Origin of the sequence: Marinobacter persicus, assembly GCF_900114155.1 — a bacterium.
Taxonomy (GTDB): domain Bacteria; phylum Pseudomonadota; class Gammaproteobacteria; order Pseudomonadales; family Oleiphilaceae; genus Marinobacter; species Marinobacter persicus.
On record NZ_FOSC01000005.1, the window covers coordinates 149,882 to 162,081 of the forward strand.

General features: G+C 58.7%; 12 protein-coding genes. 11 read left to right on the forward strand and 1 reads right to left on the reverse strand.

Translation table 11 applies throughout. The features are described 5' to 3' along the window. Positions 1–36: 36 nt before the first annotated feature. The 10 genes from dnaX to BMZ63_RS07090 are packed head-to-tail and all read left to right on the forward strand — an operon-like array spanning position 37 to position 9,447. The gene (dnaX, locus tag BMZ63_RS07045; protein ID WP_091703572.1) at positions 37–1,896 is read left to right on the forward strand and encodes a DNA polymerase III subunit gamma/tau; all 1,860 of its coding nucleotides are present in this window, start codon (positions 37–39) and stop codon (positions 1,894–1,896) included. Between the two features lie 4 nt (positions 1,897–1,900). Then, positions 1,901–2,224, forward strand: a complete 324-nt coding sequence (locus tag BMZ63_RS07050; RefSeq protein ID WP_091703575.1) for a YbaB/EbfC family nucleoid-associated protein — start codon at positions 1,901–1,903, stop codon at positions 2,222–2,224. Between the two features lie 32 nt (positions 2,225–2,256). Beyond that, entirely contained in the window at positions 2,257–2,859 is a 603-nt protein-coding gene (recR, locus tag BMZ63_RS07055; protein WP_091703578.1) for a recombination mediator RecR, read from the forward strand. A 17-nt stretch (positions 2,860–2,876) separates the two neighbouring features. After that, positions 2,877–4,025: a ribonuclease D gene (locus BMZ63_RS07060; RefSeq protein WP_091703581.1), complete on the forward strand. Its 1,149-nt coding sequence runs from the start codon at positions 2,877–2,879 to the stop codon at positions 4,023–4,025. Next, a complete protein-coding gene (locus tag BMZ63_RS07065; protein ID WP_091703583.1) occupies positions 4,022–4,315 on the forward strand; it encodes a YcgL domain-containing protein in 294 nt (97 codons plus the stop codon). The genes BMZ63_RS07060 and BMZ63_RS07065 overlap by 4 nt, the downstream gene beginning before the upstream one ends. Continuing rightward, complete coding sequence (locus BMZ63_RS07070) at positions 4,312–4,758, forward strand: YcgN family cysteine cluster protein (RefSeq protein ID WP_091703586.1); 447 nt, start codon at positions 4,312–4,314, stop codon at positions 4,756–4,758. The genes BMZ63_RS07065 and BMZ63_RS07070 overlap by 4 nt, the downstream gene beginning before the upstream one ends. Continuing rightward, positions 4,758–5,102, forward strand: coding sequence for a hypothetical protein (locus BMZ63_RS07075; RefSeq protein ID WP_091703588.1), 345 nt, complete (start codon positions 4,758–4,760; stop codon positions 5,100–5,102). Before BMZ63_RS07070 ends, BMZ63_RS07075 begins: the two co-directional genes overlap by 1 nt. 43 nt (positions 5,103–5,145) lie before the next feature. Next, entirely contained in the window at positions 5,146–7,386 is a 2,241-nt protein-coding gene (locus BMZ63_RS07080) for a VWA domain-containing protein (RefSeq protein ID WP_091703591.1), read from the forward strand. Between the two features lie 18 nt (positions 7,387–7,404). Further along, positions 7,405–8,247 (forward strand): AAA family ATPase, encoded by an 843-nt coding sequence (locus BMZ63_RS07085; RefSeq protein WP_091703593.1) that lies wholly within the window; start codon positions 7,405–7,407, stop codon positions 8,245–8,247. A gap of 21 nt (positions 8,248–8,268) precedes the next feature. Further along, positions 8,269–9,447: a vWA domain-containing protein gene (locus tag BMZ63_RS07090; protein WP_091703596.1), complete on the forward strand. Its 1,179-nt coding sequence runs from the start codon at positions 8,269–8,271 to the stop codon at positions 9,445–9,447. A gap of 215 nt (positions 9,448–9,662) precedes the next feature. On the opposite strand, the gene BMZ63_RS07100 is transcribed toward BMZ63_RS07090, so the two are convergent. Next, entirely contained in the window at positions 9,663–10,151 is a 489-nt protein-coding gene (locus BMZ63_RS07100; protein ID WP_091703602.1) for a MaoC/PaaZ C-terminal domain-containing protein, read from the reverse strand. 221 nt (positions 10,152–10,372) lie between these two features. Between BMZ63_RS07100 and BMZ63_RS07105 the strand changes: the two genes are divergently transcribed. Further along, complete coding sequence (locus BMZ63_RS07105; RefSeq protein ID WP_091703605.1) at positions 10,373–12,058, forward strand: AMP-binding protein; 1,686 nt, start codon at positions 10,373–10,375, stop codon at positions 12,056–12,058. Positions 12,059–12,200 lie beyond the last annotated feature (142 nt).

Below are 12,200 nucleotides of genomic sequence, written 5' to 3' on the forward strand. Positions count from 1 at the left end.
AAAGTTGGGCCCATTTTTCACGGCAGTTGACGGACTATGAGCTATCAGGTTTTAGCCAGAAAATGGCGCCCCCGTACTTTCGAAGACATGGTTGGTCAGGAGCATGTGCTCCAGGCGCTGGTTCATGCTCTCGAACATGAACGGTTGCACCATGCGTACCTGTTTACCGGTACCCGGGGTGTGGGTAAAACCACCATCGGCCGACTGCTGGCACGTTGCCTGAACTGTGAAACCGGCATCACACCCAATCCCTGCGGTGAGTGCGACAGCTGCCGGGAGATTCTGGAAGGACGGTTCGTTGACCTGATCGAGATCGACGCTGCTTCGCGCACCGGTGTGGACGACATGCGTGAACTCACCGACAACGTTCAGTATTCACCGACCCGTGGCCGCTACAAGGTGTACCTGATCGACGAGGTGCACATGCTCACCAACCAGTCGTTCAACGCCTTTCTGAAAACGCTGGAAGAGCCACCGGAGCACGTCAAATTCCTGCTGGCCACCACGGACCCGCAAAAACTGCCGGTTACGGTGTTGTCCCGCTGCCTGCAGTTCAATCTCAAGCGCATGACGCCCGAGCACATCGTCAGCCATTTGCGCCATGTACTGACAGAAGAACAGGTCCCGTTTGAAGACCCCGCATTGTGGCTGTTGGCCCGGGCCGCCGACGGCAGTATGCGCGATGCCCTGAGTTTGACCGACCAGGCGATTGCCTTCGGCAACCAGAACCTGGCAGCCAGTGATGTCAGCAACATGCTGGGTACCATTGACCAGCGCGATATCGAGCGCATTGTAAATGCCCTGGTAGAGCGTGACGGCCCCGGCCTGCTTTCAGAAATTCAGCGTATTTCCGAATTCGCGCCGGATTACAGCGTGATCCTGTCGGACATGTTGTCTCTGTTCCATCGGGTCACCATGGAACAAGTGGTCCCCGGCAGCGCCGATAACGCCATGGGTGACGCGGCGCAGGTTCAGACCCTGGCCCGTCAGCTCAGCGCCGAAGATGCCCAGCTGTTCTACCAGACCGCGCTGATCGGCCGTAAAGACCTGGCGGTCACGCCGGATGCCCGCATGGGGTTTGAAATGACTCTGTTGCGGATGCTGGCATTCCGGCCCGGCACAGACAGGCGTGAGCCACCGGCAGTGTCTTCCGTCAACCACGGCCGGGAAAGTGGCACCGATGCCGAATCCGACCCCGCACCAGCCCAGGCTCCGGATCCAGCGCCGCAAGCGTCGCCTGAACCGCCGGCAAATACAGAGCCGGAAGCGGTAGTGCCCGGGCCGGAACCGACGCCTGAAATGGACCCTCCACCGTGGGATACCGGGCCGGACGCCGCGCCCCAGGCACCTGAGCAGGGGGTAGCGGTGGAGCCAGAGCCCGCACCAGAACCTGAGCCGGTTCCCGAACCGGAAGTCCGGCCGGAACCGGCGCCCCGATCGGACCCAGAGCGGAAGCCGGAGCCGCAAGTTCCGGAGGCTGAAGTTCCGGCTCAGGAACAGGCCGGGGGAGAGTTTGTCTGGGAACGGGATTTTCGCCAGCTTGGTATCAAGGGCATGCCCGGTAACCTGGCCGGGCATTCGTCCATGCGGCGGGATGGCGACAGCATCCATCTGACCATGGACGAGGGCCACGCGCGGCTGCTGAACGCCCGGCACGAAGAGAAAATCCTGGCCGCCTTGAGATCGTACTTTGGCGACTCCATTAAACTGAAGATAGAGCAGGGCGAAGCCGGGCCGAATACCCCCGCCGCCTATGAAGAGCGCCAGCGCCAGGCCAGGCAACAGGCTGCGGAAGAAGCCATTCGCCAGGACCCGTTGGTGCAGCGCATTGTTGAACAATTTGAAGGGCGGGTCATCGAAGACAGTATCCGCCCGGCAGATTCAGGCAGGAGATAGAGCCATGATGAACAATATGGGCGATCTGATGAAAAAGGCCCAGCAGATGCAGGAAGACATGCAAAAGGCCCAGGAAGAAATCGCCAAGGCCGAAGTGACCGGCGAAGCAGGCGCGGGGCTGGTGAAAGTCACCATGAATGGTCGGCACGACGTGCGCAAGGTGGACATAGACCCGTCCCTGCTGTCTGAAGAGAAAGAAATTCTCGAAGACCTGCTGGCGGCTGCGGTGAATGATGCCGTGCGCCGGGTGGAAGCCAATCAGAAAGAAAAAATGTCAGGCATGATGTCTGGCATGGGCATGCCTCCGGGCTTCAAGATGCCGTTTTAACACCGTTTTTTGCTGTCTTTCGAGGAGTCTGCATGGCGTTCAGCCCGCTGGTTGATGAGTTGGTGGAATCACTGCGTTGCCTGCCCGGTGTTGGTCAGAAAACCGCCCAGCGCATGGCTTTTCATCTGCTGGAGCGGGGGCGTTCCGGCGGTGTTCGCCTGGCCGGTTCACTGAATCGCGCCATGGAAGGTGTCCGACGCTGCGACAGCTGCCAGAACTTCGCCGACACCGAGTTGTGCCCGATCTGTGAAAAACCCGAACGCCGCAACGGTACCCTGTGTGTGGTGGAAAGCCCGTCTGACCTGCTGGCCATCGAACAGGCCGGTGACTACAAGGGCAGTTACTTCGTGCTCATGGGCCATCTGTCACCGATAGACGGTGTGGGCCCCGAAGAGATCGGCATTGAACGGCTACTCCGGCGAGTGGAAGAGGAAGGTGTCACGGAAATGATCCTGGCCACCAACCCCACCGTGGAAGGCGAAGCCACGGCCCATTACATTGCCGACCGCCTGGATGGCAAAAACGTACTCATCACCCGCCTGGCCCACGGCATACCGGTCGGTGGCGAACTGGGGTACGTTGACGGCTTCACCCTGACCCACGCATTCCGCGGCCGCAAACCCCTGGCCGATTAGACAACTGGCTTTTTATGATGGATACCAATACGGCCGTGACCGTGCCACCGTCGCCTGAAACGGTACGTTGGCTGGAAAACACCGAGGCGCTGGACACCTGGTTGACTGGCCTGGCGCCGGAGCTGCCGCTGGCCCTGGATACCGAGTTTGAACGGGTCTCCACCTTCTATCCCATTCCGGGCCTGGTGCAATTGGGCGCCGGCGAAGAATTGTGGCTGGTGGAGCCGGATGTGGTGGCGGCATCGGAGCCCTTTCGCCAGCTTCTTGCCGATCCCCGGCGCCCGAAACTGCTGTACGCCATGAGTGAAGACCTGGAATTGTTCCGCCACTGGCTGAATGTGGCACCGGCCGGTGTACTGGACCTGCAACTGGGCGCGGCCCTGGCCGGCGCGGGATTCTCGGTTGGTTATGCGCGTCTGGTGGAATCCCTGTTTGGCGAAACCCTCGACAAGTCCGCCACCCGCTCGGACTGGCTGGCCCGTCCGCTGACCCCCGAACAGCAACGCTACGCCCTGGAGGACATCCGCTTTCTTGCGCCCTTGTATCAATGGGTAAAAGAGCGATTACAGGCCCGTGGTCTGGAGCAGGCGCTGGAGGAAGAGTCCGCACGCTTCGCCGGAGACGGCGCCGATACCGAAGACTTTGACCAGTATTACCTGAAACTGCGCGGTGGCTGGACTCTGAGCCCCGAACAGCAAAGCGTGCTACAGGCCCTGGTGGCCTGGCGCGAAGGCGAATGCCGCCGGCTCGACCGGCCCCGTAACCGGGTGCTTAACGATGGTCTGTTGATTGCCGTGGCGGAGCGCCAGCCCGGATCCCTGGCGGAATTGAAGGATGTCCAGGGCGTGCCTGGTGGCTTTGTGCGCCGTTATGGTGAGCAGGTGCTGGCGCTGATTCGTGACGCCCGGAAAGCCGACTTTTCCCGCCTCGAGCCTATCCCCGGGCCATTGACCCGGGAGCAGCAGGGCATTTACCGATCGGCAAAAAAGTACATTAAGAAAGTGGCGGAAGATAATGATATTCCGATAGAAATTCTTGCGCCTAGAAAGCGGCTGGAAAAAGCCGTCAAACAGAAAAGCCTGGCAAATGACCCATTTTTTGAAGGCTGGCGCCTGGCCCTGTTGGAGCCGGTGCGCGCCGATATTGAGGAAACCCTGAAACAATGAAAGATCGTCAATTCGTTTCGGTCTTCCGAAGCAGCAAGAAAGCCGACACCTACATCTACGTGCGCCGTGGCCAGAAATGGGACGACCTGCCCGAAGGCCTGCGCAGCATTTTCGGCCAGCCGGCCCACGCCATGGACCTGCTGCTCGAGCCAGAGAAAAAACTGGCGCGCACCACCGGCAAGGAAGTGCTCGAGGCACTGGCGGAAAAGGATTTTTACCTGCAAATGCCCGAAGAGCAGGAAACCTATATCGTTGATTTCAAGCGCAAGATCGAGAAGCAGCGCCAATGATTGCCGAGATTCCCTTCTGGCAGCGGAAAAAGCTGAATGAAATGTCGCAGGCGGAATGGGAATCCCTGTGTGACGGTTGCGGGCAGTGCTGTCTGCACAAGCTGGAAGACGAGGACACCGGCGAGGTTTTCAACACGGAACTGACGTGCCGCTTCATGAATACCGATAGCTGCCGATGTACGGTATATCCGCAGAGATTGCAGAAGGTGCCCGGCTGTACTGTCCTCACACCGGAGACCGTGGCTGATTATCCCTGGCTGCCGGCTACCTGCGCCTACCGGACACTGGCTGAAGGACGGCCCTTGCCGGACTGGCATCCGTTGCGCAGCGGGGACCCGGATTCCGTGCACCGGGCGGGTGTATCGGTGCGGGGCAAGGTGATCAGCGAAGATCAGGTGCCGGAAGAAGACTGGCAGGAACACATCATTCACTGGGTTTTGTAATGTTTGATACCGAAACAACCTTGGCCTATGGCATTTTCTGGATAGCCTACTGTGTGGGCTTTGTCCTGTTTTTCTACATGATGAAGGCACTATTCCGGTTTTTGCCGTTCTACGGGCTCCGCACCCTGTTGCTTTCGGTGCTGGTGGTATTGCTACTGACACCGGTGGAGTCACCGGAAGTGGCGGGCTGGTGGATCCCGGCCTGGCTCTTCAGCGGGTATGAACTGGTGCTGGGTGACACCCGTGCCGCCGCCGACGGTCTGTTCAACTTTGCCGTGGCCTCGGTGGTCATGCTGCTGGTCTGGCTGCTGGATCTGGTGCGGTATCGTCTGACCCGGAAATAGCCCGACATCCCCAAATCAATAACAACGGATAAGGTGGGTAGCAATGAAGAAACAGCTTGAGTGTATCGGCCTGGTGGTGTGCTTGCTGGCTGCCTCGCTGCCGGTGGCCGTCAGCGCCCAGACCACGCCACCTCTGACTCTGCCGCAGGAAGCGGATGTGCGTGTGGTGGTTGACATATCCGGCTCCATGAAAGAGACGGATCCCGATAACCTTCGCCGCCCGGCGGTTCGCCTGCTCGCCAGGATGCTTCCGGAACAGGCGACCTCGGGGCTGTGGACCTTTGGTCAGTACGTCAACATGCTTGTCCCCCATGGCCGGGTGGATGACGCCTGGCGCGAGCGTATGATTGAGGGGTCGGAGCAGATCAACTCCGTGGCACTGCACACCAACCTGGGGCTGGCTATTGAAAAAGCCTCCGACGACTGGTTATCCGGCGGCACTCTCGAGAACACCCATCTGATCGTACTGAGTGATGGCAAGGTAGACCTCCCCGGTGATGACGAAGCCGACCTCGCTGAAGAAAACCGCATACTTGACGAGGTCATTCCCAGGCTGGAACAGCAGGGTGCCACGGTGCACACCGTTGGCTTGTCCGAACTGGCCGATATTGAATTTCTGCGCAAGCTGGCGAGCGAGACCGACGGCAGTTTTCGGCTGGCACAATCCGCCGAGGCGCTTAACCTTGCCTTTGCCAATGCCCTGAACGCCGCCGTGCCCCAGGAGCAACTGCCCCTTGAAGGGCAGAGCTTCACCGTGGATGAAGGCGTTGAGGAATTTACTGCGTTGATTTTCTCCGCCGGGGATTCCAGTGACGCCACACGGCTTGCGCTTTCCGCGCCCGGCTCGGATCCTTTTACCAACGAAAACCTGCCCGAAAATGCCCGCTGGGCGGTTGAACCTGGCTACAACCTGATCACTGTCAGCGATCCCGAACCCGGCGAATGGACATTTGATGGTGACCTGGGCCAGGGCAGCCGCGTGACCGTTGTCAGCGACATGCGCATGGCGGTGGCCGACATTCCCCCTGAATTCTCCGAAGAAGAGCCATTCCAGGTGGAAGTGGCTTTCTATGAAGACTCCGAGAAACTGCAGGATCCGGACTTCCTTGGCGTCATGGAGGTTGTCCTGGCCATCACCGCCAGTGATGGCCGACAGGGTCGTAAACAACTGGAGCCAGACGGGCCGCCGGAAGATGGTGTCTACCGTGACGAGGTCGGCCAGTTGCCGGAGCCGGGTGAGTACACGGTGGAAGTGATCGCCAAAGCCGAAACATTTTCGCGCAAGTTCAGTGCCACCACGAGTTTTCAGGTGCCTGGTGAAGATACCCCGGTACCGGTGGTTTCCGAACCCATGGTGCCGGACCTGAGTCAGCAGGTGGAATCGCCTGAACTGGTTGGTGAGCCTGAGACAACGCAGGAACCCGAGCCTGTCGCTGAACCCGAGCCGGAGCCAGAACCAGAACCAGAACCAGAACCAGAACCAGAACCAGAACCGGCTCCGAAGCCAGAGACGGAACCCGCTTCCGAACCTGAACCCCCGGTTCAGGAGTCGGAGCCAGAGCAGGGCGTGTTTGACCTGCCGGTCTGGATGGTGGCCGCGGGCGGGGCGGTGATAGCTGGCGCACTGGGTTTTGGTGTGTTCGCCGCCTATCGCAAGAAAAAAGCCCAGGCGGAAGCGGAAAAAGCCGCCGCCGCTGAAAGGGAAACCGTGGAAGACCTGCCACCCGAGGAGCTGGAAGAACAGACCCCACCGGTTGTTGAACCGGAGCCCGAACCGGAAAACGAGGCAGACCCTGAGCTCGAACCCGAGCCCGAACCCGAGCCTGAGCCTGAACCTGAACCGGAGCCAGAACCGGAACCGGAACCCGAGCCCGAGCCAGAGGCGGAACCGGACAAGGAACCGGAAGCGCCCGAGGAGCCGGACACCCCGGAAGAGGAAATACCGGAGCTGACGCCGGAACCGGAAGCCGAGCCGGAATCAGAACCGGAGCCGAAACCGGAAGAAGAACCGGAAGAAGAACCGGAAGAAGAAAAGGCCTTTGACGATTCGCTCACCGAAGAGGACATTCCGGAGGAGGACGAGTTCGGCCTGGAAGATTTCGACCTGTCGGAGTTTGATGACCTGCCGGATTACGAGAGCGAATTCGAGAAGCTCGATGAACAGGCCGCCGGCGAGGCTGACGAGAACAGGTCCGCGGAACAAGGCCAGGAAGAGTCTGCCCGGCCCGAAAGGGACGAAAGCGAAGACGAGGACCCCGACAACAAGGACGATGGCAAACAGTAACCGACAGGATACGAACCGATGAAATTTACCGGTACCGACAACTACGTCGCCACCGACGATCTGCAAATGGCCGTGAACGCGGCCATTTCCCTGCAGCGGCCGTTGCTGATCAAGGGTGAACCTGGCACCGGCAAAACCCTGTTGGCCGAAGAAATGGCGCAGGCCCTGGGCATGCGCCTGATTCCCTGGCACATCAAGTCCACCACCAAGGCCCAGCAGGGACTGTATGAGTACGATGCGGTTTCCCGTCTGCGTGATTCCCAGCTCGGTGACGAGCGAGTGCACGATATCAGCAACTACATCGTTAAAGGTAAGCTCTGGGAAGCCTTTGAAGCCGACGAGCCGGTAGTATTGCTGATCGATGAAATCGACAAGGCGGATATCGAATTCCCCAATGATTTGCTGTTGGAACTCGACCGCATGGAGTTCTTTGTCTACGAGACCCAGCAGACAGTCAGGGCCAAACACCGCCCGGTGGTGGTGATTACCAGCAATAACGAAAAAGAACTGCCGGATGCCTTCCTGCGCCGGTGTTTCTTCCACTACATTCGCTTCCCGGACCACGACACCATGCAACACATCGTGGATGTCCATTTTCCGGGTATCCAACAGCAGCTGGTGCGGGATTCACTGGAGGTCTTTTTCGATGTGCGCAAGGTGCCGGGCCTGAAGAAAAAGCCCTCCACCTCGGAGCTGATTGACTGGCTCAAACTGCTGATGGCAGACGAACTGTCCGCCCAATCCCTGCAGGACAAAGACCAGAGCTCGGCCTTGCCGCCATTGTACGGGGCCCTGGTGAAAAATGAGCAGGATGTGCACCTGCTGCAGAAACTGGCGTTCATGGTCCGTCGCCGAAACTGATTCCGGGCACAGGCTGGCTTTATGCTGATCGACTTTTTTCTGGAGGTTCGCCGTGTGGGCGTGCCGGCGAGTCTGCGGGAGTTTCTGGATTTGCTGGAGGCCCTGCAAAAACGTCTGGCATTTGCCGATGTCCAGGAATTTTACTACCTGGCCCGGCTGTGTCTGGTCAAGGATGAACGCCACTTCGACAAGTTCGACCGTGCCTTTCAGGTGTATTTCCAGGGTATCGAGGATCTGGATGAACTGCTGGAAACGCTCATCCCGGATGAGTGGCTTCGCAAAGAGTTCGAAAAGCATCTGAGCGCCGATGAAAAAGCGAAGATCGACTCCCTCGGCGGCCTGGAAGAGTTGATCAAAACCTTCCAGGAGCGGCTGAAAGAGCAGAAAGAGCGGCATGCCGGCGGCAACAAGTGGATCGGCACTGGCGGTACCTCGCCTTTCGGTGCTTATGGTTATAACCCCGAGGGCTACCGGATTGGCCAGGATGGCGGTCGCCAGGGTCGGGCGGTGAAAGTGTGGGAGAAGCGTGAGTTTCGGGATCTGGACGACAGCGTGACGCTGGGGGTTCGCAACATCAAGCTGGCATTACGCCGTTTGCGCCAGTTTGCCCGCGAGGGCGCAGCTGACCAGCTGGACCTGGAAGACACCATCCGCTCCACAGCCAGAAACGCCGGCTACCTTGACCTGAAAATGGTGCCTGAGCGCCATAACGCCGCCAAAGTGCTGATCTTTTTCGATGTGGGCGGGTCCATGGACCCGCACGTTCAGGTGTGTGAAGAGCTGTTCTCCGCCGCACGGCTGGAGTTCAAGCACATGGAGTACTTCTACTTCCACAATTTCATCTATGAAAGCGTGTGGCAGCACAATCTGCGGCGAATGAATGAAACCGTGGATACCCGGGATATCCTTCATACCTACGGCCCGGACTACAAGGTGATTTTCGTGGGCGATGCCACCATGGCGCCCTATGAAATCACCCACCCCGGTGGCTCCATCGAACACTGGAACGAGGAAGCCGGTGCCACCTGGTTCCAGCGCATTACCGATCATTTTGACAAGGTGGTCTGGCTCAACCCCTTGCCGGAGGCCTTCTGGAACCCGGGTGGTTCATTGGCGATCACGCGTCAGCTGGTCAACGACCAGATGTACCCGTTGACCAACGAAGGCCTGGAATCGGCCATGCATGAGCTCAGCAAATAACCGTGCCCATAAAAAAAGCCGATGCGGGTGAGGGCATCGGCAAGGCTCGGCGTGTCCGGCGGGGGCCGGAAGCTCCCCGCCAACCATTTCTACGCAAACCCGGGGCCAGCCCCTCAATTTCCCAGTGAAAACAAGGCGTCGCAGATCATTAGCACGACCGTCCCGAGGTTCCGCAAGCGGGCTGGGAGGATAAGTGTCAAGCAGGCTGACACCCGTTAACGGTTTTCGATCGTGATCTTCGGCAGCCTGGGTTTGCGCAGGGAAATTTTTTCGGTGGGGGCGACCACTTTTGCCTCACCGGTAACCACTTTGTCACCGGCCTGGTTGCTCACCTCGCACTGGAATACCACCCGGTTACGGCGCTCCTTGCGGGCGACGGTAAGAGTGACGGTCAGCGTGTCATCCAACCTGACAGGGCGCTTGAAGGCCAGGCTCTGCTCCAGATAAATGGTGCCGGGCCCGGGCATGACCGTCGCCAGCGCGGCGGAAATCAGCGAACCACTCCACATGCCATGGGCGATACGCTCCTTGAACATGGATTCAGCGGCAAACTCGGAGTCCAGGTGCACCGGGTTCACATCACCCGACACAGCGGCAAACAACACCAGCTCGTCTTCGGTGAGCGTGCGGGTAAAGGTGGCGGAATCGCCTTCGTTCAGTTCCTGGTAGGTGATGTTTTCCAGGATATCCAGAGTATCGCTCATCAACCGCTCCGAATTGGCTGTGTTTCATGTAAGTTACAGAAGGTTGGGCAGAAAACTACCTCATCAGGAATAAAACTGCTATTCTCAGATCGTCTTCAAAGGTTGATACCTTTGTAGGGTTGATTTTTTAACCAATTAGACCTTCGAACAATATAATAATCAGGGAGTCACCGCGCCCGTCCGGTCCACTCCCAAAAGCGTTAACCAGACAGGAGAGCATGATGGATCTCAAGCAGTTCTATCAAGATAAATACCCCGCCGGCGTACCTCTCGAGGTCGACCTCAAACAATACAAAAACATGGTGGATGTTCTTGAGCAGGCCGTCAAAAAGTATGCAGACAAGCCTGCATTCTCCGCGGTTGGCGCAACCCTGACCTATCGGGACCTGGACATTCAGAGCCGTAATTTTGCCGCCTGGCTGCAGAACCACACCGATCTGGAACCCGGCGACCGTATTGCCGTGCAAATGCCCAACGTCAGCCAGTACCCGGTGGTGGTTTACGGTGCCATGCGGGCCGGCCTGATTGTGGTTAACACCAACCCGCTTTACACCAAGCGGGAAATGGAGCATCAGTTCAATGACTCCGGTGCGCGGGCCCTGGTGGTGCTGGCCAACATGGCGGAAAACGCTGAAAAGGTGGTGCCCAACACCAGCATAGAGCATGTCATTGTCACCGAAGTGGCCGACATGCACTCGCCGTTCAAGCGCACACTGATGAACGCAGCGATCAAGTACCTGAAAAAGATGGTGCCACCGTTCAATATTCCGGGAGCCTACAAGCTGCCGGCGGTTCTGGCCGCCGGGGAAAAGGAAAAATTCACGCCGGTTGAAATCAAGGCGGATGACCTGGCGGTGCTCCAGTACACTGGCGGCACCACCGGTGTGGCCAAGGGTGCCATGCTGACCCACGCCAACCTGATGGCCAACCTCATCCAGGTGCGCCCGATGCTTGAGGGCCTCATTGTCGACGGCGAAGAAACCATCATCGCCCCCCTGCCGCTGTACCATATTTATTCGTTTACCCTGAACTGCGGCATCATGCTGGAAGCCGGCGCCCATAACGTGTTGATCCCCAACCCGCGCGACATTCCGGGCTTCGCCAAGGAACTGAAGAATCACAAGTTCTCGGCATTCATGGGCCTCAATACCCTGTTTGTGGCACTGTGCAACAACGAGGATTTCCAGGATCTGGATTTCTCCGGTCTCAAGCTGACCGCGTCCGGTGGCATGGCGCTGACCAGCGACACCGCAAAAACCTGGAAGCGCGTGACGGGCACGGAAATTTGTGAGGGCTACGGCCTGACCGAAACCTCACCGGTGGTGACCTTCAACCCGCCCAGCGCCATCCAGATCGGTACCATCGGCTTGCCGGTGCCCAATACACTGGTAAAAACCCTGGACGACGAGGGCAACGAAACCTCCATCGGTGAGCCTGGCGAGCTGTGCGTGAAAGGCCCACAGGTCATGCGTGGTTACTGGCAGCGGCCGGAAGATACCCGCAAGTCCTTCACCGACGATGGTTATTTCAAGACCGGTGACATTGCCCTGATCCAGGAAGACGGTTACCTGCGCATTGTTGACCGCAAGAAGGACATGATCATTGTCTCCGGCTTCAACGTGTACCCGAACGAAGTGGAAGACGTGGTGATCAGCCACCCCAATGTCGTGGAGTGTGCGGCCGTGGGCATTGCCGATCCCAAGAGTGGCGAAGCGGTGAAGGTCTACGTGGTTGCCAACAAGGAAGGCGTGAGTGCCAACGAGCTTAAAGAGTATTGCCGCGAGCGGCTGACCGCCTACAAGGTGCCCAAGCATTTTGAATTCCGCGATGAGCTGCCGAAAACCAACGTCGGCAAAATCCTGCGCCGGGAGCTGCGGGATGAGGCCAATAAGGAAAGCAAAGGCTGACCCCGGACAGTCTTCGCCTGTTCAATACCCTCGTGAGACCCCGCTTCGGCGGGGTTTCGTGTTTCTAAGGTTCGGTTTTCCCGCTAGACTGTGGCGCGCCTTGCCACGGAAAGCCTGGGCAAAGCCCAATCGTTGACATCAT